Source organism: Rubrivirga halophila (assembly GCF_046845755.1).
Lineage (GTDB): Bacteria > Bacteroidota > Rhodothermia > Rhodothermales > Rubricoccaceae > Rubrivirga.
Genome location: NZ_CP177357.1, coordinates 3,462,746 through 3,485,690 on the forward strand (window position 1 = coordinate 3,462,746; position 22,945 = coordinate 3,485,690).

At 72.9% G+C, this 22,945-nt stretch carries 23 protein-coding genes; all 23 read right to left on the reverse strand.

Features of this window, described 5'->3' with window-relative positions; translation table 11 throughout:
* Positions 1-29: 29 nt before the first annotated feature.
* Complete coding sequence (locus ACLIRP_RS15165; RefSeq protein WP_412061307.1) at positions 30-791, reverse strand: hypothetical protein; 762 nt, start codon at positions 789-791, stop codon at positions 30-32.
* Positions 788-1,609, reverse strand: a complete 822-nt coding sequence (locus tag ACLIRP_RS15170) for a hypothetical protein (RefSeq protein WP_412061308.1) — start codon at positions 1,607-1,609, stop codon at positions 788-790. Before ACLIRP_RS15170 ends, ACLIRP_RS15165 begins: the two co-directional genes overlap by 4 nt.
* A gap of 52 nt (positions 1,610-1,661) precedes the next feature.
* Positions 1,662-2,507, reverse strand: a complete 846-nt coding sequence (locus ACLIRP_RS15175; protein WP_412061309.1) for a hypothetical protein — start codon at positions 2,505-2,507, stop codon at positions 1,662-1,664.
* Positions 2,504-3,322, reverse strand: coding sequence for a hypothetical protein (locus tag ACLIRP_RS15180; protein WP_412061310.1), 819 nt, complete (start codon positions 3,320-3,322; stop codon positions 2,504-2,506). Before ACLIRP_RS15180 ends, ACLIRP_RS15175 begins: the two co-directional genes overlap by 4 nt.
* Entirely contained in the window at positions 3,319-4,158 is an 840-nt protein-coding gene (locus ACLIRP_RS15185; RefSeq protein ID WP_412061311.1) for a hypothetical protein, read from the reverse strand. The genes ACLIRP_RS15180 and ACLIRP_RS15185 overlap by 4 nt, the downstream gene beginning before the upstream one ends.
* A complete protein-coding gene (locus ACLIRP_RS15190; RefSeq protein ID WP_412061312.1) occupies positions 4,155-4,859 on the reverse strand; it encodes a hypothetical protein in 705 nt (234 codons plus the stop codon). The genes ACLIRP_RS15185 and ACLIRP_RS15190 overlap by 4 nt, the downstream gene beginning before the upstream one ends.
* A 187-nt stretch (positions 4,860-5,046) precedes the next feature.
* A complete protein-coding gene (locus ACLIRP_RS15195) occupies positions 5,047-6,465 on the reverse strand; it encodes a P1 family peptidase (protein WP_412061313.1) in 1,419 nt (472 codons plus the stop codon).
* Between the two features lie 43 nt (positions 6,466-6,508).
* Positions 6,509-8,521 carry a hypothetical protein gene (locus ACLIRP_RS15200; RefSeq protein WP_412061314.1) on the reverse strand — a complete coding sequence of 671 codons (2,013 nt, stop codon included), beginning with the start codon at positions 8,519-8,521 and terminating at the stop codon, positions 6,509-6,511.
* Complete coding sequence (locus ACLIRP_RS15205) at positions 8,518-9,267, reverse strand: hypothetical protein (RefSeq protein ID WP_412061315.1); 750 nt, start codon at positions 9,265-9,267, stop codon at positions 8,518-8,520. The genes ACLIRP_RS15200 and ACLIRP_RS15205 overlap by 4 nt, the downstream gene beginning before the upstream one ends.
* A complete protein-coding gene (locus tag ACLIRP_RS15210; protein ID WP_412061316.1) occupies positions 9,264-10,046 on the reverse strand; it encodes a hypothetical protein in 783 nt (260 codons plus the stop codon). The genes ACLIRP_RS15205 and ACLIRP_RS15210 overlap by 4 nt, the downstream gene beginning before the upstream one ends.
* Entirely contained in the window at positions 10,043-10,816 is a 774-nt protein-coding gene (locus tag ACLIRP_RS15215) for a hypothetical protein (RefSeq protein WP_412061317.1), read from the reverse strand. The genes ACLIRP_RS15210 and ACLIRP_RS15215 overlap by 4 nt, the downstream gene beginning before the upstream one ends.
* Positions 10,813-11,559, reverse strand: coding sequence for a hypothetical protein (locus ACLIRP_RS15220; RefSeq protein ID WP_412061318.1), 747 nt, complete (start codon positions 11,557-11,559; stop codon positions 10,813-10,815). Before ACLIRP_RS15220 ends, ACLIRP_RS15215 begins: the two co-directional genes overlap by 4 nt.
* Complete coding sequence (locus ACLIRP_RS15225; protein WP_412061319.1) at positions 11,556-12,338, reverse strand: hypothetical protein; 783 nt, start codon at positions 12,336-12,338, stop codon at positions 11,556-11,558. The genes ACLIRP_RS15220 and ACLIRP_RS15225 overlap by 4 nt, the downstream gene beginning before the upstream one ends.
* Positions 12,335-13,168 carry a hypothetical protein gene (locus tag ACLIRP_RS15230; protein WP_412061320.1) on the reverse strand — a complete coding sequence of 278 codons (834 nt, stop codon included), beginning with the start codon at positions 13,166-13,168 and terminating at the stop codon, positions 12,335-12,337. Before ACLIRP_RS15230 ends, ACLIRP_RS15225 begins: the two co-directional genes overlap by 4 nt.
* A 3-nt stretch (positions 13,169-13,171) precedes the next feature.
* Positions 13,172-13,996 carry a hypothetical protein gene (locus ACLIRP_RS15235; protein ID WP_412061321.1) on the reverse strand — a complete coding sequence of 275 codons (825 nt, stop codon included), beginning with the start codon at positions 13,994-13,996 and terminating at the stop codon, positions 13,172-13,174.
* The gene (locus tag ACLIRP_RS15240; protein WP_412061322.1) at positions 13,993-14,850 is read right to left on the reverse strand and encodes a hypothetical protein; all 858 of its coding nucleotides are present in this window, start codon (positions 14,848-14,850) and stop codon (positions 13,993-13,995) included. Before ACLIRP_RS15240 ends, ACLIRP_RS15235 begins: the two co-directional genes overlap by 4 nt.
* Positions 14,847-15,674, reverse strand: coding sequence for a hypothetical protein (locus ACLIRP_RS15245; protein WP_412061323.1), 828 nt, complete (start codon positions 15,672-15,674; stop codon positions 14,847-14,849). Before ACLIRP_RS15245 ends, ACLIRP_RS15240 begins: the two co-directional genes overlap by 4 nt.
* Positions 15,675-15,709: 35 nt before the next feature.
* Positions 15,710-17,965: a DUF5916 domain-containing protein gene (locus tag ACLIRP_RS15250; protein WP_412061324.1), complete on the reverse strand. Its 2,256-nt coding sequence runs from the start codon at positions 17,963-17,965 to the stop codon at positions 15,710-15,712.
* Between the two features lie 23 nt (positions 17,966-17,988).
* Entirely contained in the window at positions 17,989-20,490 is a 2,502-nt protein-coding gene (locus tag ACLIRP_RS15255; RefSeq protein ID WP_412061325.1) for an ATP-binding protein, read from the reverse strand.
* Positions 20,490-21,386 carry an SDR family oxidoreductase gene (locus ACLIRP_RS15260; protein ID WP_412061326.1) on the reverse strand — a complete coding sequence of 299 codons (897 nt, stop codon included), beginning with the start codon at positions 21,384-21,386 and terminating at the stop codon, positions 20,490-20,492. The genes ACLIRP_RS15255 and ACLIRP_RS15260 overlap by 1 nt, the downstream gene beginning before the upstream one ends.
* 72 nt (positions 21,387-21,458) lie before the next feature.
* Positions 21,459-21,899: a RidA family protein gene (locus ACLIRP_RS15265; RefSeq protein WP_412061327.1), complete on the reverse strand. Its 441-nt coding sequence runs from the start codon at positions 21,897-21,899 to the stop codon at positions 21,459-21,461.
* A gap of 29 nt (positions 21,900-21,928) precedes the next feature.
* A complete protein-coding gene (locus tag ACLIRP_RS15270) occupies positions 21,929-22,426 on the reverse strand; it encodes a hypothetical protein (RefSeq protein ID WP_412061328.1) in 498 nt (165 codons plus the stop codon).
* Positions 22,423-22,827: a response regulator gene (locus ACLIRP_RS15275; protein WP_412061329.1), complete on the reverse strand. Its 405-nt coding sequence runs from the start codon at positions 22,825-22,827 to the stop codon at positions 22,423-22,425. Before ACLIRP_RS15275 ends, ACLIRP_RS15270 begins: the two co-directional genes overlap by 4 nt.
* Between the last annotated feature and the right edge of the window lie 118 nt (positions 22,828-22,945).

Sequence of the window (22,945 nt, forward strand, 5' to 3'; positions counted from 1 at the left end):
CCAAGAGGCGGGCCATAGGCAGAGGGGGATCAGGTGCCGAGGGCGCGGTCGATGGCCGCGATCGCGGCGTCGGCGCGGGCGCCCATGTCGGGGTAGAAGGCCAGCGCGAAGACGTTCTGGCCGATCCAGAACCGCAACTGTGGCGCCAGCTCGGGATCGGCCCGGACCGACCGGAGCATGGCCTGGACGTCGAGCGCGCGGAGCCCGTCCACGCAGTCGCTGGGCAGCGATTCCAAGTGCCCCTCGACGTCCCCGTAGCAGCCGTTCCAGAGAACGACGGCGGCCTCGGGCGAGAGGTGCCCGCGCACGCGCTCGCGGTAGGCGGGCGGCACCTCGTTGACGGTGTCCCACCCATCGATAAACTGGTAGAAGTCCTGCACGGCCCCGGCGGTCGCCTCGTCGGTGGGGAGCCCGAGGCGGACCATCTCCTCGTACTTCGCCCGGGTGTAGCCCGCCCCCCACACCTGGGAGGCGTGGAACAGGTCGACAAGGACCGTCTCGCAGTCGGCGGCGCAGTCGGCGTCGGCCTCCAGGAAGGTGAGGGCCGCGCGCCCGCCCTCGACCACTCGCTCGACGTACACCGCTTGGTAGGCGATGGCCTCGGCGTTGCTAGCGATCTCGCTCCGGAGCTGGGCGAGGTAGGTCGCCTCCCGGGCCCGCTCCACGCGGTCCGCGTTCCAGTTGCTCACCTGGATCCCGATAAACACGCCCGCGACGACGATCACGAAGTCGATGGCGATGGCCGTCCAGTTCTGGTCCCGGACGTGCTGGGTGATGCGGCGCAGGATCATGGCGAGCCCGGGGCGAGCGTGACCACCGGGAGCACGGGCTCGGGCGCCCTCCCCGGGCAGGGGTCGACGGCGTCGGGGAGGCCGAGCCCATCGGCCAAAAGCCGCGCGGCGATGGCGGTGTTGTTGACGATGATGTTGAGCAGCGAGTAGTGCTCGGCCAGGAGCCGGGCGGCCTCGGCGTCCTCGCGCAGCGCGGCGGCGGCGCGCGCGACCTCGCCCGCGGGTGCGTCGAGTGCGCACGTGCTGACCAGCGTGACGGCCTCGCCCGAGCGGTCGTCGCTGCACCGCGCCCGGATCGCCTCCTGCACGGGGTGGGCCATGCCCCGCCGGATGTGCACCCGGTACGGGGCCGTGTGGGCGTCGCGGTACGCACGGGGGAGGTCGTCGCTCCCGAGAACGTTGAGCAGGCTCGTCGTCAGGGCCTCGTCCTCGACGGCGCCGAGGCGCCCGGCCGACACGATGCTCTCGTACACCCCGCTCTCCCGGCCGAAGGTGATCGCCTCGGTCGGGCGGTACGCGTGGACGACGAGTTCGGCGTCCGTGCCCGGCGCGGCGTGGAGCATGGCGAGGGCCCGGTCGGCGGAGAGGCGCGTCGTCGCGTAGTAGGACCGAGCCGCGCACAGCTCGCGCATCTCTTCCTCGGCCACCTCACGCAGTTCGACGGCGTCGGCGCGCGCCTGCTCGGCCCGGGCGCGCTCGGTGCTCCACTCCTGCACCTGAAGGCCGAGAAAGACGCCCACGACGACGATGACGAAGTCGATGCCAACGGCCGTCCAGTTCTGGTCCTGGACGTGTTGGAGGACGCGGCGGAAGATCACGGGCGGGGTGGTGGGATCGGCGCGGGAAGCCGGAGGGTACGGCGCGGCGCGTTCACGGCACGATGGCGGTCTCGACCCGCTGGCGGAGCGCGGCGGCCTCCTCGCGCATCACGAGACGGCTCCGCCCGAGCTCGCCGATGGCGACTCCATACATCCCGAGCGCTCGGTAAAACGCCGGGTCGCTGTACAGGGCGTCGACGTCGAGCGGGAAGGGGGGCTGCCACGGGGCCGTCGGCGAGAGGGCGGGCAGGGCGCCCCAGAACGTGGGGCGGCCATCGTCGTACGTGCGGCTCCCGACCGTCCGAATGTCCACGTGGTCGCGGTAGAGGACACCGAATAAGACGTCGAACGCGACATCTCGCGCATCCGCCTGGTCGCCCACGTTCTCGCGCGAGGCGTCGAGGTAGCGGAGGACGGCGGCGCGGAGGGCGTCGTCGGCGAGGAGGCGGAGGTCACCCGTCGCGACGAGCGCCTCGGCGGTCCCGAGCACGGGGCGCGGCGAGGCGACGTACAGCGCCTGCCGGAGCCAGGCGGCGACGGAGTCGGCCGGGGGGCGCTGGGGGGCGTCGAACGAGCGCAAGAGGCGGTCGAGGCCCGCGTGCGTCGCCGCGTCCATCCGGGCGTCGCGCTCGGCCACGATCCGCTCGGTCTCGGCGAGGTCGGCGGCGAGCTGGCGGAGGTAGGTCTGCTCGGTCGCCCGGTCGGCCCGGGCCTGCCCCCAGCTCGTGACCTGGAACCCGATGACGACGCCGACGATGACGATGACCACCTCGAGGGCGACGGCGAACCAGTTCTGCTCGCGGACCGCTTTGGACAGCCGGCCGAGGATGGTCCACGCCCGCCTCGGCGAATCGGGTGGCGGGGCGTCCGAGGCTGGCAGAGGGGGAGGGTGGGTCATGGGCCTCGTTCGTCGGAGATCCAGCGCAGGACGTCGTCGATCATCTCGCGGCCCCGCTGGCCCGACCGCAGTTGAAACTTGGAAAGGATGTACCGGTCCTCGACGAGATTCTCGAACTCCATGTCCGACAGGAGCGCGTCGTATTCCTGCGCGAAGCGGCTCGGGCCGTCGCCCTCGTAGAGGCCGGTCCGGTAGTCCATCGTCGCGAGCGGCACCCGCGACTGGAGATACGGGATAAACCGGTGGATGACGGCTTCCCGAACGTTCTCCTCCTCCTGCTCCAGGATCTGGAATGCGTCGGGCCAGGCCGCGAGCGCCGCGCGCAGGCTGTCGTGCTGGATCAGGACGATCCGCCCGGTGCTCAGGAGGGACTGCACCTGTCCGGTCTCGGGCGCGAAGTCCGGGAAGCCGAGCAAGCCCACGAGGAGCGAGTCGATCTCGGCGGGGCGGTGCGGCTGGGGGGTTGGGCCCGTTAGGGCCAGGAGTCGCTGCGCCTGATCCATGGCGCGACGGAGGCGGGCCGCGTTCGCGTCATAGAGCTCGCGGTTGGTCTCGAACTCGGTCTGGAGGTTGGCCAGCAGCTCCTGCTCCGTCGCCCGCGCGGCCCTCTCACTTCCCCACGCCGTCACCTGGAAGCCGATGACCACGCCGACAATGACGATGAGCACCTCGAGGGCGACGGCAAACCAGTTCTGCTCGCGGACGGCCTGTGACAGCCGCCCGAGGATGGTCCCCGGCCGCCTCGGCGTCGCTGTGGGGGGAGCCGGCTCCATCGGCGGAGGGGCCGAGGGGGGCGGGATGGGAGTGTCGCTCATCGGTCCAGTTCGGCCTCGACCCGCTCGCGGAGTGCCGCCGCGTACTCAGCCATCTCCCGCCGGTGGAACGCCATGTTGTCCTTGGCGATGACCATGAGCACCATCAGGCGGTGCATCCGCTCGTCGCGGACGAACGCGTCGGTGTCGAACGCGGGGAGTGGCACGCCGGGGGGCGCGAGGGCCATCCAGTTGTCCGCGCGGTCAAGCGAGTCCAGCGCGGCAGGCCCGAGCGATTCTGCGAAGATCGTGGCGATGGGGGCGTATCGGCCGTAGTCGTGCGTGTGGTGGACCAGCCCCTCTTTCCATACTTCCCAGCCCCGGACGTTCTCGCGCGACTTGTCGAGGTAGGCCGTGATGGCGACGCGGAGGGAGTCGTCCTGGACGAGACCGATGTCGCCGGTCGCGACGAGCGCCTCGGCCGTCCCCAGAACGGGGCTGGCATCGAAGTAGACCGGCGCGACGCTCGCCCAGGCGAGGACGGAGTCGCGGGGCGGCGGCTCGGGGAGGTAGTGGGCCTGGGCCAGGCGGCGGGGCGCGCGCTCGAGCGGGACCATCGTCCGAGCGAGGTCGTCCGCCAGCCGCTCGGTCTCGGCGAGGTCGCGCGAGAGCTGGCGGAGGTAGGTCTGCTCTTTGGCCCGGTCGGCGCGCTCGTTCCCCCACGCGGTCACCTGGAAGCCGATGACCACGCCGACGATGACGACGACGACCTCAAGCGCGACGGCGAACCAGTTCTGCTCGCGGACCGCTTTGGTGAGGCGGCCGAGGAACGTCCACGGGCGCTTCGGGTGGGGCGCCGGGTCGGTCGGCGGGGGGGCCGAGCGGGGGAGGTCGCTCATCGCCCGCCCTCGGCCTGTGCCAGCGCGGCCTCCGCGGTCCGCAGCACGTCGAGGGCTTCGGCCCGGATCCGGCCGAGGCCGGCGTAGAGCGTCCCGTGGATCCGAGCCATCCCCTTCAAGCGTGTCGCGTACGTCGGGTGGCCCCGGAGCCCCTGGCGGATCGCCGTCGCGTCCTCGGCGGAGACGTCCAGCTCGTCCGCCCACGGCGGGACGGGGACGCCGTTGACGTGGGCCGTGACGGCGTGGCGGTGCCGGACGTCGAGGACCTCCGGGAGCACGGCCTCGAGGTCCATCTGGATCCGGCGCCAGTTACCGGTCCACTGCCCGGACCGATCGATCGTCTGGTAGTACTCGGAGAGCTCGCGCCGGAGGCCGGCGTCCCGGATTAGCCGGAGGTTCCCCGTGCTCGTCAGCTCCGAGACGGTCGTGCGGGTGTAGGCGGGGAAGTTGAACCACATCGTCTCCTCGACGGCGACGGCTAATTCGAGGGGCGAGAGGCGGGCGTCGCCCTCGATCTCCGCGAGGAGCTGCCGCGTGGCCCGCCCCCGGCGCTCCGCGTCGTCCATCGCTCGGCGGATCTGCGCCGAGTCCGCCCGGAGGTCGGCCACGAGGGAGCGGAGGTACTCGCGCTCGCGCGCGCGGTCGGCCCGGTCCTGCCCCCAGGCGGTCACCTGGAACCCGATCACCACGCCGACGATCACGATGACGACCTCGAGGGCGACGGCGAACCAGTTCTGCTCCCGGACGGCCTGTGCCAGCCGCCCCAGAATCGTGATCCCCGCCTCGGTGGGAGTGGGGGCTGTGTGGGATCGGTCGGTGGGGTCATCGAGGTAGGGTGCAGCAGGATAGGACGGCGAGCGGTGGGGCCGCGCGCTCGGGCGCGAATCGCTACTCGTCGACGCGGTCCAGCAGGAACGCGGGCTCCCCCCCACGCATCACCTGCACGCCCGACGGCGCCGGCTCGAGGGTGAGGGCGGTCCCCAGCAGGCGCCACTCGCCGCTCCCCAGCCGGACGATGCGCCGCCGGCCCGGACCGGCCTCGAGCATCAGCACGTCGCCCTCCAAGGTGATCTGCGCGTTCGCGAAGGGGCCGTCGCCCTCGTAGCGCCCGACCCAGGCGTCGAGGTCGGACGGCGTCGCGACGGCCACGCGCGGCAGGCTGGACGGCTCCACCCAGCGGTTGTACCGGCGGAGAACGTCCTGGAGACGGTCGTGCGGGAGCGCGTGCGCGGTCAGGCCGTCGCGGCCCGTCATGGTCTCCGCGGCGACCATGGCGTTCAGGATCGCTTCCTCGGTCGCGTCGACGGTCGCCCCGAACAGGTCGGTCATGTCGTCGTTGGGCATCGACGCCAGCGCCGCGACCGGGCGCTCGGCCCAGGCCCCGGCGTTCGCCGTCGAGAAGGCGACGAAGATGTCGCCGGACCCGTTCGAGGCGACGCCCCCCATCCGACCAATCGCGAGCGGGACGCGCTCCGCCAGGCGCTGGAGCTGCTGCGGCAAGAGCGGCGCGTCGGTCGCCACCACCACGATGATCGAGCCGCGCGGGATCGCGTCCCAGTTGGGCATCAGGTCCGTGATCTCCTGCCCGACAGGGACGCCGGCCACCTGGAAGCGGTCGCGGCCCCCGTAGTTGGCCTGGACCAGCACGCCCAGCGTGTGCCCGCTGCCGGTCAGCCTCGAGGAGGTCCCGATGCCCCCCTTGAAGCCGTGCACCATCATGCCCGTCCCGCCGCCGACGTTGCCCTCGGCGACCGGACCGGGCGCGGCGGCGTCCAGGGCGGCGAACGCGTGGGCGCGCGTGACGTGCTGGCCCAGGATGTCGTTGAGCACGTCGTACGTCTCGGCCACGAGGGGGTACGTGTACCACAGCCCGCCGGCGGGGTCGGCGTTGAGGGCCGTCGAGTCCATCCACGCGATCACCGCGTCGCGGACGACGCCGACGCTGAACGTGTTGGTGATGGTGATGGGCGTCTCGAGGTAGCCCGACTCCTCGATCCAGTGGACGCCGGTCATCTCGCCGTTGCCGTTGAGCGCGTACGTCGCGGCCATCACGGGGTCGAAGGTGCGCCCTCGCGGCAGGATGGCGGTCACGCCGGTGCGGACCGGTCCCTCCCCCTTGACGAGCGCCCCGTCCCCCTCGATGATCGTGGTGTGCCCGACCTCGACGCCGGGCACGTCGGTGATGGCGTTGAGCGGGCCGGGGATGCCCTCGAACGGGATGCCGAGGTCCCGGGCGCGGAGGCCCTGTCCGCTGGCGACGGGCACCGCCAGCAGGACAGCGAGGAGGAGCAGGGTCAGTCGGAGCATCGCAGGAATGGGAAGGCGGAGAGAACGGGTGAGTGGGGCGCGGTCATGAGGAGCGGGCGGCACGAAGGCCCTGGAGGTCGGCGCGGAGCGCGTCGAGGGTCTCGGTGATGCGATCGCGGTCGGCGCGGCGCGCGCGCGCTCGGCTCTCCCGCACGCGGACGACCTGAAGCGCACGTCCGACCGGCCCCGCGATCTCGGCGACGGCTTCGAGGTCGTCCGGCCCGTAGCCCGAGCCGTCCGGCCGGGGCCCCAAGAGCAGCCACCCTTCGGTCGCGATCTCGCCACCGCCGCGCTCGGCTCGGAGCGCGACGCGGACGGGGAACCGGCGGTCGGTCGCCTCGCGCCAGACGACCTCGCGCCACGGCTGGCGGCGCGTCGCGGCGAGGTCGGGCGGGGTCGACAACCCGGCGGACGACGCCCAGCCGGTCGCGGCCTCTCGCGTGATCCCCTCGGCACCGACGGCCTCCCAGCCCTCACCTTCGGGCACCACCAGCGCGGCGTGCGTGGCGTGGACGACCGGCGCCACGCGGTCCGTGACGGCCTCGGCGATCCCTTCGACGCTCTCGGTCTCGCGCAGGTGGCCCACCAGATCGGGCAGGCCCGTCTTGAGGTCTTGGAGGTCGCGCAGGAAGCGGTGGTCGGCCCAGGCGCCCAGGCGCGTTTGCAACGGCACAAAAAACACGGCCGCGGCGGCCGTCGCCAGCCCCAGCGCCAGCGGACCGGTCGCGCCGAGCACCGACTGGACCAGCGCCGTTCCCCCAGCGATGATGGCCGTGAGCGCCAGCGTGAGGGCGCCCGCGGTAGCAGATCGGCTCCACGCCGACTCGGCGTCCCACAGCCGGTACCGCGTCAGCGAGGCCACCACGCCGATGGGCCAGAACACCAGGCCCAGCGCGAGCCCGTTCGCCGCGAGGATCGTCCGCCAGTACCCCACCGTCCGGACCTCGACCGGCCATGCCGAGATGACGATGAGCGCGCCGAAGCACGCGAGCCCGACGGTGACCCCGAGCGTGGCCCACTTGGTCTGCTGGCGCCCGACGCCCGGCGGCTGGCGGCGGTACCGGACGGCCTGCGCCGCGACGAGCACACCGAGGAGCAGGGTGACCTGGAGGGGACGGGCAACGGCCGCGGCGGACAGGACCGCCGGGTCCGAGACGAACAGCCGGACGTGGAGCAATGGCCAGAAGCCGACGACGTGGAGCGCCATCGCGGCCCAGGCCCACCGGGGGCGGACCCGGCCGTCGGGGAACACCATCAGAAACGCGATCATCACGCCGCCGACCACGAAGTCGAACCCCCAGCCCGAGGTGGCGAGGGCGCCCAGGGCCACGCCGTCCGCGGTGGGGAGCGCCCAGCGCCCCCACTCCTGGAAGGGCATCGTGAACCCGAACCCCGCAAAGGTGGCCGCCCCGAGCAGGGCGACGCCGCCCCGGCTCCGCCGGAGCACCAGCACGACCGCCCCGATGAGAAACCCGAGGCACACCAATACGACGATGCCGTTTATGATCCCTTCGTAGGTGCCGACGTCCATCCCCATGTTCGCGATCTCGGGCGAGAGCGCGTCGGTGCGTGGGACGACGACCGCGACCGTGTCGCCCTCCAGCGCCGCCACGGTCAGCCGGACGGCATCGCCGGGCGTGGCGCGGAGGAGCGCCGCCGCGTCGAAGTACGTGTCGTCGCCGGCGACCGGGCGGTCGCCCACGGCCAGGAGCCGGCCTTCGGGGAGCCCGGCCTGCTCGGCCACGCCGCCGGACTGCGGACGGACGCGGACCCCGCCGTTGCGGAAGTCGATGTCGATGTGCAGCGGCGCCGCCGCGTCGATGGCCTCCCCGTAGGTCGCCCGGTAGACGGGCATGCCCTGGACGTTGAGCGCGACGCCCCACACGACCAGGAGGGCCAGCCCGGCCCACGCCAGCCGCAGCCGCCAGCCGGAGAGCGGCGGCGCGGCGGGGGGCCCGGGCGCCGCGGTGGCCCCCGGCGTGGGGGCCGTCGCCTCGGGCACCAGCGGCTCGGAGGTCTCGCGGGAGGCTCCGGGTGGGGGCGGGGCGTCGGTCATCGGGCCCCCTCGGCGATCTGGGCTTGTCGCTCGCGCAGGTCGCCGATCAACTCGGTGGTGGCGCCCTCCAGAGCCTCGATGTCCTCGATGATCTGCCGGATGTTGTACCGGCGGTTGTAGAGCAACCCCTCGAACTGTCGCGAGGAGAAGAGTCCGGTGAGGTCGTGATCGAACCGGCTGGCCTGTTCTGTGACCCCTATTCCCACATCGACATCCGGCCAGGCGATGTACTCGAACGTCAGACCGACGATCAACTCCTCGCCGTGGGTGCGCTCGATCAGCTGCCACTCCAGCACCTCATCGGCCTGCGCAGGCCAAGCGGTCAGCCGGCTCTGGAGTTCGAGGTCGCCGATCAGCTGCAGCTCTCCCGAGGCGATGAGCGATTGGGTGGCGCCCAGTCGCGGGCTGAACGTCGGATTGTTCAGGCTGGCGAGCAGCGTGCGCGCGATCCGCGCCGTGTCGGCCGGCAGGTCCGGGTCGGGGCCGATCATCGACAGCAGCTGACTGGCGGCCTCGAGCACTTGGTGGTGCGCCTCCCTGTCGGATTCGAGTTGGGACAGGTTCTCGGTGTGCTCCACGAGCAACCGCTCGATGGCCGCGTGCTCCGCGCGACGGTCGCCCTGCCCCGCGTTCCAGTTGTTCACCTGGAGGCCGACGAACACGCCGACGACGACGATCACGAAGTCGATGGCGATGGCGGTCCAGTTCTGGTCCTTGACGTGTTGGGTGATGCGGCGCAGGATCATGGCGTGGCCCCCTCTCCGAAGAGCGTGTACAGCCCGTACGTCCGGAGCGTGAAGTCCAGGTCGTAGACCCGGACGCCGAGCTGGGCCTGGCGGAGGCGCAGCGTGCGCACGATCTCGGGGTCGCTCTGGAGCGCGCGGACCCCGGCGGCCAGCTCCTCGGGGCTCGAGTCGAGCGGGCAGGGCCCCCCGATCACGAGCAGCACGCCGTCGACCTCGTCGCTCGCGACCTCCTGGTCGCCGCAGTTGCGCCCCAGGTCGTCGTGCAGCGACGGCTCGATGGTCATGCGGAACAGGGAGCGATAGGCCGCGGCCTCGCCCTCCTCCACGATGAGGCCGAAGACCGGCGTGGTGTACATCCCGATCGCCGCCTCGCGCAGGGCGACGTCGGAGATGAGCGCCATCGCGCCGGACGACACGATCTGGTCGAAGGCCGCCCGTCGGCGCTCGTACCAGTTGTACTGGGTCGCCCGGTACGCGTTGGCCAGGAGGGCTTGGTCGTCGAGGGGCGTCTGTCCGGTCAGGCCCCGGTACGCGAGGTCGCTCGCGTGGTGCAGCGAGTCGTAGTAGGCGGTGAGGGCCCGGGTGTAGACGAACTCGGTCCGGAGCTCGGCCCGGAGCCGTTCCGAATAGACCGCAGCGCGGGCGCGGTCCTTCCGCGCCTCGTTGAGGTTCGAGACCTGGGTCCCGATAAAGACGCCCACGACGACGATCACGAAGTCGATGGCGACGGCCGTCCAGTTCTGGTCCTTGACGTGCTGGGTGATGCGGCGCAAGATCATCGGCTCGCCGGGGGGATCATGGACAGCAACTCGTCCGCGCGGTCTTCCAGGCCGGATGCGAATGAAGCGTGCAGGACGGCCATTTCTCGCGCCTCGCGGAGCGTGGCCGCAAACGCCGGGTCGGTGCGCGCGCGCTCAGCCAGCGCCTCGGGCTCAACGGGGCCGAGGGGCGAGAACCCCGCCCGACGCCCCGCAGCGACCACGGCCTCCCACGCCGCCCGGAACTGCCGCTCCTGCACCCGTTCGAGCCCCTCGAACAGGTTGTAGTACGCCTGCAGGGCACGGACCAGGTCATGGTCGCGCAGGAGGCGGATGTCGCCCGAGTTGACCAGGGCGTCGTACCCGCTCTGGTTGGCGTTGACGACGCGCGTGAAGTTGATCGTCGCCCACAGGAGAGGCGCGGTCTCCGGAGCGGGGGGCGGCCCCTCCGGCAGCGGGATGGCGCGGGTCCCAATCGTCGACAGGGAGCCGGTCGGGATGCGGAGGCTATCCGGTGGCGCCTCCCCCAGCGCGTCTCGCAGGATGGAGTTGACCGCGAGAACCCGAGCGTTCGCCGACTCGATGACCGCGACGATGTCCAGGTGGTCCTCGCGGATGTCTTCGCGGAGATCCCGGAGGTACCGCGCCTCGGCCTCGCGGTCGACGCGGGCCGCGTTCCAGTTCGAGACCTGGATGCCGATAAAAACGCCCACGACGACGATCACGAAGTCGATCCCGATGGCCGTCCAGTTCTGCTCGCGGACGTGTTGCGTGATGCGGCGCAGGATCATAGGCCCAGCCCCTCCCGGCTGTCTTCGAGCGTCTCCTGGATGCCGCGTGTAAGGTTGGGGACGAAGCTCTGCCAGTACTCCCAGGTGTAGAAGGCCTTGACGAGCGCGTCGTCCCGGCACGCCACGTCCAGCGGCTCGGCCAGGACGAGCGGATGGAGCGCCGGGAGGTGATCGGCACCTCGCGTGTACTTCTCGAATTCGTCGATCTCCCGCTCGCCCAGGCCGAGCATGGGGTTGTCCTGGACGGCAATCGCGTGCGGCCGGCTCTCAAGCTCGGCTCCCGAGCCGAGGAGGTAGTCGATCCGGACGCGCGTGTCGTTGAGGAGTCGGCGCTCGGCAGCGGACTGCTGGGCCAGCAGCGGGGCCGACTCGGTGAGTTCGTGCAGCGAGGTCGTCCGGATCCCCACGCCGTACGTGCCGATGATGAGCCGGACGCCCGCCTCGACCGTGCGCCGGTTGTCTGGGCTGTCTTGGCAGGTCAGGAGCGTGTCGAGGGCGGCGAACACGATGGCCCGCCGGTCGAGAGCCCTCGCTTCGAGATCCTGCAGGTCGGCCAGGTTGGCGTCGATCTCGGCGGCGTAGCGCTCGAGCGCCCTCTCATAGTCGTGGCGTTCGGACTGTTCCGCGTTCCAGTTCGAGACCTGGATGCCAATGAAGACGCCGACGACGACGATGACGAAGTCGATGGCGATGGCGGTCCAGTTCTGGTCCTGGACGTGCTGAATGATGCGGCGCAGGATCATGGGCCTCCCTCGGAGTGGGCCGGAGCCCCCGCCCCGCGGCCGGCACCGTCCGCGAGGCTCGCACGGTAGGCCTCCAGCCGGACGGCCACCTCGTCGAGGTAGTCCACGTAGATCGACTGCGTGATCGCCACATTCGAGACGAGGGCCACCATGTCGGAATTGCCGCACACGCCCTCCGGCGTGCGGAACTGGTATTGGTCCAGATCTTCGCCCCACCAGACGGTCCCCGGCACGGTCGCCAACCCACCCTTGAGGGCGAGCCCCGCCGCTCCGTAGAAGGGTTGCTCGATGTCGTGCTTGACGCGGGAATAGCGCTGCCACTGCCGGTTGATGAACGCCATCTCGTCGGCGACGGCCCGGACGCTGTCGCGGACGGCGGGCGACCGGATGAGGGAGAGCCGGCCCGTCGCCAGCGCTTCCTCGGCGCTCGGCAGCGAGAACCGCGGCGGCGGAAAGTCGACGACCCCCATGGCCCACGCCTTCATCTCGTCGTCCATCGGGAGGCAGGACGCACTGCCGAGACGCACCGCCAGCCGGACGGCCCCATCGAGGATGAAGGCGTGTTGCTCGCGGTAGGCCGCCATCTCGGCGCTGGCGTCGGACGCCTCGATCCTCATCCGCGTCAGGAGGTCGCGCTCTTGGGCGCGCAGGGCGCGCTCGCCGTTCCAGTTGCTGACCTGGATGCCGAGGAACACGCCGACGACGACGATCACGAAGTCGATGGCGACGGCCGTCCAGTTCTGGTCGCGGACGTGCTGGGTGAGGCGGCGCAGGATCATGGCGACGGGGGGGCGACGCGGGCGATCAGCGCCTCGGCTGCGGCCCGGTTGATGGGCAGGACGACGGCGACGATGCCGAGCGTCGAAGCCCAGTAGCGGAGGTCCTCCGCGAGCCCCGGAGCGGCGCGGTAGCGATCGAGGAGCGCGCGGGCTTCGGTGTCGGAGATCGGCGCCGGGCAGTCGGTCAGGACCTGGTCGAAGCCCTCGAAGGTGCTACAGGACGCGTTGACGTAGCGCTGGACCTGAAGCGACGTCAGGCCGCGGACGCGCTCGCGGTAGGCGGGCACTTCCTGGAGTAGCCAGCCGCCTTGCGAGACCTCGGTGTCGTTGTAGTAGGCGCCCAACTCGGCGCGCAAGGCCGCGTCGCGGACGAGCCGGAGGTCGCCGGCCTCGCGCATCTCGTCGAAGGTGCGCCGGGTCGAGGCGTAGGGCAGGATCTGCGAGGCGTGGTAGTAGGCCACGACGGTCGCCCAGGGCGAGCCGTCGCGGAGCGCGCCCGTCTCGACGTGCGCGACGGCCGCCTCGGCAAACCCCGTCACGCCCGCGTAGTACGCGATCCGCGCGTCGAGGGCCCCGGTGTCGGCCAGGAGGTCCTCGTGGACGCGCTCGAGGTAGCCCCGCTCGCGGGCGTGGTCGGCGCGGGCCTGCCCCCACGCGGTGATCTGGAACCCGATGACGACACCCAGCACGACAATGCACACTTCGAGCGCGACGGCGACCCAGTTCTGCTCGCGGACGGCTTTGGACAGCCGCCCGAGGAACGTCCACGGCCGCCACAGGGGCGTGGTGGGGGCGTCGGGCCCGGTCGGGTGGTCGTCGGTCTCGGCCATAGGTCAGCGTGGGGCGTGGGGCGGCGCCAGCTCGCGGTCGATCCGCTCGACCATCCCGACCATCAGCCGGCGGACGGGCGCGGCCTCCGCCAGGATCGCCTCCGCCATCACCCACCGGTTCTCGGTGTGGTTCTCGAACACCACGTCCGCCAGGATCGCGTCGTAGCGCTGGGGGAACCGGCTGGGCCGGTCGACTGCGAGGGCCCCGACCTGGCGGTCCGCCGTCACGAGCGGGGTCCGGTCCACGAGGTAGGGGAACAGCCGGTCGAGCACGTCGGCCCGCATCTCGTCCTCGACGGCGCGGAGCCGCTCGAGCCGGTTGGGCCACGACGCCAGCATGGCCCGGAGGGTGTCGTCGCGGACGAGCCCGAGGTCGCCGGCCCCGAGCATCGCCTCGACCTCGCCCATGGCCGGGTGGAACGCCGGGATCTCGTTGATGAGGTCGGTGATGAGCGTGTCCAGGACGGCCGGCGGCACGGCGGCGGGGTCGGGGCCCGTCCACGCGAGCACGCGGCGGGCCTGCCCGATGGTCTGGCGGTGCTCGTCGGCCACGCGGTCCAGCAACTCGACGTTGGCCGCGAGCTCGGCGCGGAGGCCCCGGAGCATCTCGCGCTCCTGGACGCGGGCGGCCCGCTCGGCCCCCCACGCCGTGACCTGGAACCCGATGACGACGCCGAGCACCACGATGGCGACCTCGAGCGCGACCACGAACCAGTCCTGCCGCCGGACGGCCGCCGCCAGCCGGCCGAGAAAGGTCCGCCTCGGCGACGCGGCGAGGGGTGTCGGCGGATCGGCCGAGGCGGGCGGATTGGTGGGGGCCTCGCTCATCGCTCGATGTGGGCGTCGACCTGCTCGCGGAGCGCCGCCGCGTACTGGGCGATCTCTCGCCGGTTGATCGCCATGTTGTCTTTCACAATGGCGATCCGGACCATGAGGCGGTGGACCTGCTCGTCGCGAACGAGCGCCTCGGCATCCAGCATAGGAAGGGCCACGCCCGGGGGCACGAGCGCCATCCAGGCGTCGGCGCGGTCGAGCGAGTCCAGCGCGGCGGGGCCGACCCACTCCGCGAAGAGCAACGCGACCGGCGTCGTCGCGCCGTACTCGTCGGTCTGTTGGAGGAGCACGTCCTTCCAGGCCCCCCACCCCCTGATGTTCTCCCGCGCTTTCTCGAGGTAGGCGGTGATGGCGATGCGGAGGGAGTCGTCGCGGATGAGCCCGATGTCGCCGGTCGAGACGAGGGCCTCGGCGGTGCCCAGGACGGGGCTGATCTCCCAGTACGCGGGCGCGACGGCGGCCCAGTGGACGACGGAATCGCGAGGCGGCGGCTCGGGGTGGAAGTAGGCCTGGGCCAGCCGGCGCGGCGCTCGTTCGAGCGGGGCCATCGTCCGAGCGAGGTCGACCGCCAGCCGCTCGGTCTCGGCGAGGTCGCGCGAGAGCTGGCGGAGGTAGGTCTGCTCCTTGTCTTGGTCCGCGCGCTCTTGCCCCCAGGCCGTCACCTGAAAGCCGATGACGACGCCGAGCACGACGATCACCAGCTCCAGCCCCACGGCGAACCAGTTCTGCTCGCGGATCGCTTTGGACAGCCGCCCGAGGATGGTCCACGGCCGCCCCGGGCGCGGAGGCGGCGGAGCCGGGTCGGTCGGCGGCGAGACCGAGGCGGGAGGGGTGGGGGCGTCGGTCATCGCTCGATGTAGGCGTCGACCTGCTCGCGCAGGGCGGTGGTCTCGCGGAGCAGCCACGCGCGTTGGCCCCTCAGCTGGATGCGGACGTTGCGCATGATCTCGGCGTCGTTGTAGGCGTCCTGGTCGTTCAGGAACGCGCCCACGTCGAAGGGGAACCGGGCGCGGGGGGTGGCGGGGATCGGCCAGAGCGGGTCCCCGCGGAGCGAGTCGACCTGGGCCGGCGTCCGGCCGTGGGCGTCGAACGCGACCGGGTCGAGCCGCGAGATCAGCGCCGTGAACGGGACGGCCCACCGGGCGAGCATGTCGTCCTGGACGTAGAGGGCGCGGCGGACGACTCCGAGGTGAGCGGTGATGGCGCTCCGGAGCGAGTCGTCGCGGATGAGCGTCAGGTCGCCCGTCGACACGAGCGCCTCCTCCGTCGCCACGACCGGGCGGACGTAGAGGGTCCGGGTGGCCCCCCGGAACCACGCGATCACCGAGTCCTCGGGCGGCTCCTCGGGGAGGAAGAACGCGCGCACGAGCCGGGTCCCCGAGCGGGCCTGCGGGGCCATCAGCGAGTCGACCGTGCGGATGTCTCGCTCGGTCTCGACGAGGTCGGCGTGGAGCTGGCGGAGGTACCGGCCCTCGCGGTCGGCGTCGGCGCGGGCCTGCCCCCACGCGGTCACCTGGAACCCGATGACGACGCCGACGATGACGACGACGACCTCGAGGGCGACGGCGACCCAGTTCTGCTCGCGGACGGCCTGCGCCAGCCGCCCCAGGATGGTCCACGCCCGCTGGGGTCGCATCGTGGGCGGAGGCGCCGAGGAGGGCAGGTCGTCCATTCGCAAAGGGTTGGCATCCGTCCGTAAGGTCGCCGCTAGAGCGCGAACGTGGTCGTGTACTTTGCCAGCACGGCCCGCTGGGCGGTGAGCGGCCGCCCGGCCGACGCCCGCAGCCTGTCGGTGTGGAAGCCCCAGTTGACCACGAGGTAGAGGTCGTTCCCCTCGCGCGGGTTGTAGCGCAGCCGGACGTTCGCGAGCCCCGCGCGGGCCGCGCTGTTGAGCTGGAGGAAGGACGCCAGCGACCACTGCGTGTCGAGCGCCGCCCGCACCCGGAGCCGCCCGACGTGCGCCGTGAACGTCTGGTCGCGGTCCGGGAAGCCGATCCGGTTGACCTCGTAGTCGCCGCTCAGCGTCAGGTGCTTCGAGACCACCCAGGTCGGGGCGACGCCCGCCGTGGCCCGCCAGCCGTCGTAGAAGGCGCCGCCGCTCGCGAAGACGGTGCCCGCCTGCGGGCGCCCGCCGGGCGTGTCGTAGGACAGGCTCGCCGCGGCGTACGTGTACTCGCCCGCCGGGACGGCCGCGTCGTCCGAGAGCGAGAAGCCGTCCCGGAGGTCGTCGTAGGTCACGTCCAGGCCGGCGCGGAGGGACGCGGCCGACGTGAAGGTGCCCTCCCACGAGGCGCTCGACTCGACCGTCTCGACGGTCCCGTCGGCGTTGCGGAAGTACGTCCCGCTGCCGACGAGCACCTGGTGCCGGGCGAGCGGCGACCCCGGCCGCGGGCCCCAGCCGCGCCAGAGCTTCGCGCCGCCCACCGTGAAGTCCTCCCGGAGCTCGAACCCGAGGTCCGGGCGGTAGGCCCGGCCCGCCCGCTCGACCTTGGCCGCGTAGCCGAGCCCCGTGTACTGGCGGCTCTCGATGGACGCCCGCACGCGCGTGTGGTCCAGGAGGCCGCCGCCGTCGACCGCGTCGTCGAACGTCTGCGCCCAGCGGAGCTCGGCGAAGGCGTCTCGGCCCAGGCGGAGGTCGCCGTCCAGGCCGTAGGCGACGTTCGTCGTCCCGTCGTCGCCGAGCCGGCTCGTCAGCATCCCGCCGACCGTCGACTGCGAGTTGAGGACCTGGCGCCGCAGGCGGAGCACGCCGACGTTCTCGGACGGCAGCGCGGCCCCGTCGAGCGGCGTCCGCCGCGCCGTCTGCAGGTTGATCAGGCCCACGTCCCACCCGCCGACGCGGCCGACCGCCCGGCCCCCGCCCAGCAGCCGCACCGCCTGGCCGTCGTTGAGCCCGATCCGGCGGCTGTAGAACAACCGGTTCGAGCCGCCCAGGTCGAAGTCAAACAGGCTCGCGCGCTCGAGGAAGAACTGCCGCTTCTCGGGGAAGAACAGCGAGAACCGCGTGAGGTTGACCTGCTGGTTGTCGGCCTCGACCTGGGCGAAGTCCGTGTTGAGCGTCAGGTCGAGCGTGAGGTTGTCCGACAGGCTCATCTTGACGTCCGCGCCTAGTTCGGTGACGGTGTCGTCGGTGCGGACGACCGCCGCCCCGGGATCGTCGAGGTCGAACGACTGGCCCAGCCCGCCCAAGACGTAGGGCGTGACGTAGACCGGCCGCCGGGCCTCGATGTCCTGGAACACGACCTTCTGGAACTGGGAGGGCTTGTTGAAGCTCCAGAACCCCCAGTTCGGCTCGATGGCCGGGTAGATGTCGAGCTCGTTCTTTTTGCCGAGGTACCGCCACGCGCTCAGCCCCATCGTCACGCGCCCGTCGGCGTCGGGCTGGAAGCGCAGGCTGGAGAACGGGATCCGCATCTCGGCAAACCAGCCCTCGGGCGTGATCGTCGCCTGGGCGTCCCAGTAGGTGTTCCACGTGTCGTCGTTGGCGCCGGTGTCGCCCGCGTGGGTGGCGTCGGTGCGCGAGCCCGTCGGGGTCGTGTGGAAGGCGACGCCGGTCGTGTTGTCGTTGTAGGTGTCGAGGCTGAGGTTGAGGTAGTCCGTGGCGAGCGTGCTGAGGTCGCGCGCGAACGAGGCGGCGAAGACGGCCTCGGGCGGGGCGTAGCACCGGCACGAGAGGTAGACCGCCTCGTCGTCGTAGGCCAGCCGGATCTCGGTCGGCTCCGACGGCGCGTCGCCGAACGTCGGCCAGTGCGTCACCAGGTCGAGCGGCGCGACGGCGTCCCACGCGGCCTCGTCCACGCGCCCGTCGAGAGCGATGGGGCCGCTCAGGCGCGGGACGACGAACGGCGCGTCGGTGCCGCTGGGCTGGGCGCCGGCCCCGCCGGCGACGACCGCCAGCAGGGCGCCGAGGCGCAAGGACCGGGCGACCGGAGAGGGGCGGCGGCGAGCGAAGACGTGGATCACGGGACAGGGGGCGAGAGGGTCGGTCAGGCGACGGCGCGGACAGGGCGGGCCGCCGGGGCGAGGGCGAGCTGCACGGCCTGGGGCACCGACAGCCGGCGGCCCTCGTCGGTGAGCCGCTCCAGGGCCTCGGCCGAGACGGCCGCGCGGGCGCGCTCGACGTAGGGCCGGGCGGGCGAGTCGTCGGCGTAGACCATGACGATGCCCTGCTGCTCGGAGAAGACCTCGGCGGCGGCGGCGAGCCGGACGGCCCGCTCGGGCTGGCCCTCCGCCTCGGCCGTCGCGGCTAGGCCGAGCAGGGCGACGCCCACGCCGCGCTCGCTGGCGATCTCTTCGTAAGCGCGGAGCGACGCGAGAAAGTGGCCGCGCGCCGCCTCGGTCCGCTCCAGCGCCAGCGCCGTCCACCCCATCCCGTCCAGGACGCGGGCCTCCTCGGGGCGGTCGCCCAGGGTCTCGTAGGCCTGCTGCGACCGGGCGTAGAGCGCGAGGGCCTGCTCGTGGTCGCCGTCGGCCGCGGCCAGCGTGGCCAGGGTGCTCAGGGCGAACCCGGACCCCTCGTAGTCGCCGATCCGCGTCAGGGTCTCGAGGGCGGCCTCGGAGACGCGGCGGGCCTCCTCCGGGCGGCCCGTGAGCAGGTCCAGATACCCGATGAAGCTCTGCGCCAGGGCAGCGGTCCACTCGGCGCCGACCTTGTGGGCGCGGGCTACGCTCGCCTCCAGATGACCCCGCGCCTCCGCCATCCGGCCGCTGACGAGGAGCCCGATGCCCAGGAGGAAGCCGGCGACCGCGAGGTCGGGCTCGCGGCCGGCCTCGCCCGCGAGGTCCACGGCCAGCTGCCACTCCCGGACGGACCGGTCCGTCTCGCCGAGCGACCACGAGGCCATGCCGGCCGTGTTCAGCGCGCGCGCGCGCGCCAGGCTCCGCGCCGGGCTGGCGGGCGCGTCGAGAAACGCGTCGGTCCACGCCCGCGCGCTGAGGTGCCGGCCCCGGATGTGCCAGTAGAGCCACAGCGCGCCGCACAGCTGCATCCCGCGCTCGGCCGCCTCGGCGTCGCCGCCGAGGGCGCGCTCGCGGAACCACCCGAGCGCCTCCTGGAGGTTGGCGGTTTCCCGGTCCGCCCGGTCCATCGAGGCCAGCTGGGTGGCGCCCGTGATGCCCGCGCCGACCTCCTCCGCGACCGTGAGGACGTACGCCGCGTGGCGGGCCTTCACGTCATCGGTCTCGCCGCTGGCGTCGAGCTGTTCGAGCGCGAACGCGCGGATGGTCTCGAGCAGGTCGAACCGCCCCGCCCCGTCCGGCTGCACGAGCCCCTTCTCGACGAGGGACGTGACTTCGTCGAGCGCCCGGCCGGCGTCGGCGTCGTAGCCGACGGCCTCGGCGGCGCCCTGGGTCCACCCGCCCGCGAAGACGGCGAGCCGGCGGAAAAGCTGCTGCTCGGGTTCGGTGAGCAGGTCGTGGCTCCAGGCGATGGTGGCGCGCAGCGTCCGCTGGCGCTCGGGGAGGTCGCGGTCGCCCGTGGTCAGCACGTCGAGGGCGTGGCCGAGGCGGTCCAGCAGCGCCTCCGGGTCGAGCACGCGCATCCGCGCGGCGGCCAGCTCCAGCGCGAGCGGCAGGCCGTCGAGCCGCCGGCAGATGGCGGCCACGGCGTCGGCGTTGTCGGCCGTCAGCGCGAAGCCGGGCCGGGCCTTCTGCGCGCGCGCCACGAAGAGGGCGACGGACGGGGTGCCCGCGAGGTCGCCGAGCGCCGCGCCCCGGGGCGGGAGCGCGAGCGGGTGCAGCGGGACCTCCGCCTCGGCCCGGATCTTCAGGGGCGCGCGCGAGGTCGCCAGGATGCGGAGCGCGGGGCAGCGCGCCAGGACCGCGGCGAGGCCCGGAGCCGCGTCCAGCACGTGCTCGCAGTTGTCGAGGACCAGGAGCACGCGCCGGTCGCCGATCCGGGTCGCGACGCCCTCGGCGGGCGAGCGCCCCTCGGCCTCCGGCACGTCGAGCGCGCGGGCGAGGGCGGGCAGCACGTCGCCGGCCTCGGCCACGGGCGCGAGCGAGACGTACGCCAGCCCTCCGGGGAACGCGGCGCGCACACGGTCGGCGACGGCGATCGCGAGCCGCGTCTTGCCGGTCCCGCCCGGCCCCGTGATCGTGACCACGCGGGCGTCGCCGCCGAGCCGCTCGGCGACGGCGTCGAGCTCGGCGGTGCGACCCACGAGCGGCGAGGTCGGCGCCGGCGGCGGACGCGAGATCACGGCGACGCCGTCCGCGCCCGTCGCCGGCGCGCGCCCGTCGTCGGCCGGAAGGGCCCGGCGCAGGCTCTCGGGGTCGAAGCCGGTCAGCCACGACACGACGACCGCCACGGGCAGGCCGAGCAGGATCGCCACGACGAGCGCTCGGGCGAGCCAGGGCGGGCCGCCCAGCGTCGGCACCAGGGCGACGACGACCTGGATGGCGACCCACGCCAGACCGGCGTAGATCAGCGTCGGGCGGATCACCTTGCGGCGGTGGAGCTCGGCGACGAAGGGGGCGAGCGAGGCCATCAGGCGGCGGTCGCGAGCGTGGCGAAGTCCGTCATCCCGAACGCCTCCAGGAGCCCCGCGTCGTGCGGCGCGTCGTCGGCGTTGCGGTCGCGGACCCCGAAGTCCATCCCGACGACGGTCCGGAGCGGGCGCGTGCCGGGCGCCATCGCGATCAGCTCCGCCATGGCGTCGACCACCATCGCCGGGTCGGTCGGCGTCTCCGGGTTCTGGAGCATGGCCTGGAAGTCGGCGCCCATCGCCTCGAACGCGCCGGTCACGGCCGGGGGGTACCCCGCGGCGCGGCCGTCGGCGTCGGCCGGCGCCGTCATCTTGGGGAACAGGCTCGTCGTGAACGGGCCCGGCTCCACGATCACCGCGTCGACGCCGGTCTGGGCGAGCTCCAGGCGCAGCGCCGCCGTGTAGCCCTCGAGCGCCCACTTGCTGGCGTGGTAGACCCCGAAGAACGGGAGCGCGCAGCGGCCGGCCGTCGAGCTCACGTTCATGACCAGGCCCTCTCCCCTCTCTCGCATCGCGGGCAGGAACGCCCGCACGACGCGGTGCACGCCGACCACGTTGACGTCGAGCTGGCGCGCGAGCTCGTCGGGCGAGAACGCCTCGGTGATCCCGCCGAACATCTGCCCGGCGTTGTTGACGACCACGTCCGGCGCGCCCCATGTTTCCAGGACCGACTCCGCCGCCGCGCCCACCGAGGCGTCCGAGGTCACGTCGAGGTCGAGGACTCGGAGGTCGAGGCCCTCCGCTTGGGCGAGGTCGCGCAAGGCGCGGGTGGGCGCAGCGTTGTTGCCGTCGGGCGCGCGCAGGGTGGCGGCGACGCGGTGGCCGTCGCGGGCGAGGAATTGGGCGAGGTCGTGGCCGAAGCCGGAGCTGCAGCCGGTGATGACGACGGTCTGGGGCATGGGTCTGGAGGGCGTCGGTGGTCCGGTCGTCCCGCTGGCGGCTGGCGCCTGCGCGGGGGAAGCCGTGGGCGGTCAGGGCTTGTGGGCTTCGAGCTCGATCTCGATCAGGAACTCGGGCAAGGCGAGCCCCTTCACCTCGAGCCAGCTCCCGGTCGGGAACTGCGCCGTGTAGATCGTGGCCCGATAGGCGGCCGCGTCGAGGAACCCGGCCATGTCCGTCGTGAAGACGTTCTCGACGACGACGTCGTCGAAGGTGCAGCCATAGTGGGCGAGAACCTGGCGGAGGTCGGCGTAGACGTTCTCCATCTGCTGCGCCAGGTCGCCGACCGCCGTCGGCGCCCCCTCGTCGTCCATGCTGACGGCGCCGGAGACCTTGATGTCGGGGCCGATCTTGACGGCGTGCGCGTAGCCGTAGGCTTTCTCGATCTCGGGACGGAGGTGGAAGTAGTCGGGTGTGCTCATCGCTGTGGTCGTGTCGGGTTGGTGGATGGGGGGGCCAGGGAAGCGGTTCATCGGAACGAGGAGGGAGAAGAGGACCCGGCTCAGTGCGATCGGGCGGCGGACGGGGCGGGCGCCTCCGCGGCGCGCCGGACGGAGACCACCACGCCGTCGATCACCCGCCACTCCGTGCGGACCGGTGGCCCACCGGGCGGCGCCTCCGTCGCGACGACGCGACCCTGGGCGGCGACGGTGAGGGTGGTCGGGTGGGTGATCGCGAGCAGGTGGGCGGCCACCGCCGCCCGCCCGAACAAGGGCGCGTCCCCGCCGTGTGCCGTCACGTGGTCATCGAGCACCGAGGCGATGGCGGCGTGGTCGCCGCGGGCGGCCGCCGCGTACACCTGCCCGACGACGGCGCAGGCGGTCGCGGCCGGCGCCTCCGGCGCGAGCCGCGGCAGGCACGACGGGTCGGGGCCGAGGGACTCGACGCAGGGCGGGGGGCACGGCGCCAGAGACGCGCCGGCGCCGGGCTGGGCGGCGGGCCACGTGGCCGGTAGCAGGACGGCCAGGCCAAGCAGGACAGTTCGGAGAGGGCGCGTCATCGGGATGGGGGGGCGGACGGGGCCGCGGAGTGGGGCTCGAGGCGCCGCGGCAGCAGGCGCTCGACGGCGGCGCGCAGGCTGGCGGCGTTGAAGGGCTTGGCGAGGAACCCGTCCTCGCAGGCGGGCTCCCCCCGCGGCTCCCCGCTGACGAGCAGCACCGGCACGTCGCGGGTGGCGCCGTCGGCGCGGAGCGCGGCGCAGAGCGCGTGCCCGTCGAGCCCCGGCATCCGGACGTCCGCGATGACGAGGTCGGGCGGGAGCCGGAGGGCGAGGTGGAGCGCCTCGGTCCCGTCGACGACCTCGCTGACGCGGGCCGAGGTGCGGAGGCTGTGCCGGATGTAGGCCCGCATCTCGTCGTCGTCGTCGGCGACGAGCACGCGGGGCAGGGGGGCGTCGGGCATGGGGTCGGGGGAGGGTGCCGCCGAGGGCGGGGCACGCCCACCACGGCACGCCCGCCCTGTGCCGGCCCGTGCCGCAGAGGTGCGACGGGGGCCGGGTGGCGACCTCCGCAACCTGCGC

Coding starts and splice junctions, on each gene's coding strand:
- ACLIRP_RS15165 (WP_412061307.1), bottom strand. CDS start 791: ATGATCCTGCGCCGCATCACCCAGCACGTCCGGGACCAGAACTGGACG.
- ACLIRP_RS15175 (WP_412061309.1), bottom strand. CDS start 2,507: ATGACCCACCCTCCCCCTCTGCCAGCCTCGGACGCCCCGCCACCCGAT.
- ACLIRP_RS15180 (WP_412061310.1), bottom strand. CDS start 3,322: ATGAGCGACACTCCCATCCCGCCCCCCTCGGCCCCTCCGCCGATGGAG.
- ACLIRP_RS15185 (WP_412061311.1), bottom strand. CDS start 4,158: ATGAGCGACCTCCCCCGCTCGGCCCCCCCGCCGACCGACCCGGCGCCC.
- ACLIRP_RS15195 (WP_412061313.1), bottom strand. CDS start 6,465: ATGCTCCGACTGACCCTGCTCCTCCTCGCTGTCCTGCTGGCGGTGCCC.
- ACLIRP_RS15200 (WP_412061314.1), bottom strand. CDS start 8,521: ATGACCGACGCCCCGCCCCCACCCGGAGCCTCCCGCGAGACCTCCGAG.
- ACLIRP_RS15205 (WP_412061315.1), bottom strand. CDS start 9,267: ATGATCCTGCGCCGCATCACCCAACACGTCAAGGACCAGAACTGGACC.
- ACLIRP_RS15210 (WP_412061316.1), bottom strand. CDS start 10,046: ATGATCTTGCGCCGCATCACCCAGCACGTCAAGGACCAGAACTGGACG.
- ACLIRP_RS15215 (WP_412061317.1), bottom strand. CDS start 10,816: ATGATCCTGCGCCGCATCACGCAACACGTCCGCGAGCAGAACTGGACG.
- ACLIRP_RS15220 (WP_412061318.1), bottom strand. CDS start 11,559: ATGATCCTGCGCCGCATCATTCAGCACGTCCAGGACCAGAACTGGACC.
- ACLIRP_RS15225 (WP_412061319.1), bottom strand. CDS start 12,338: ATGATCCTGCGCCGCCTCACCCAGCACGTCCGCGACCAGAACTGGACG.
- ACLIRP_RS15230 (WP_412061320.1), bottom strand. CDS start 13,168: ATGGCCGAGACCGACGACCACCCGACCGGGCCCGACGCCCCCACCACG.
- ACLIRP_RS15235 (WP_412061321.1), bottom strand. CDS start 13,996: ATGAGCGAGGCCCCCACCAATCCGCCCGCCTCGGCCGATCCGCCGACA.
- ACLIRP_RS15240 (WP_412061322.1), bottom strand. CDS start 14,850: ATGACCGACGCCCCCACCCCTCCCGCCTCGGTCTCGCCGCCGACCGAC.
- ACLIRP_RS15245 (WP_412061323.1), bottom strand. CDS start 15,674: ATGGACGACCTGCCCTCCTCGGCGCCTCCGCCCACGATGCGACCCCAG.
- ACLIRP_RS15255 (WP_412061325.1), bottom strand. CDS start 20,490: ATGGCCTCGCTCGCCCCCTTCGTCGCCGAGCTCCACCGCCGCAAGGTG.
- ACLIRP_RS15260 (WP_412061326.1), bottom strand. CDS start 21,386: ATGCCCCAGACCGTCGTCATCACCGGCTGCAGCTCCGGCTTCGGCCAC.
- ACLIRP_RS15265 (WP_412061327.1), bottom strand. CDS start 21,899: ATGAACCGCTTCCCTGGCCCCCCCATCCACCAACCCGACACGACCACA.
- ACLIRP_RS15270 (WP_412061328.1), bottom strand. CDS start 22,426: ATGACGCGCCCTCTCCGAACTGTCCTGCTTGGCCTGGCCGTCCTGCTA.
- ACLIRP_RS15275 (WP_412061329.1), bottom strand. CDS start 22,827: ATGCCCGACGCCCCCCTGCCCCGCGTGCTCGTCGCCGACGACGACGAC.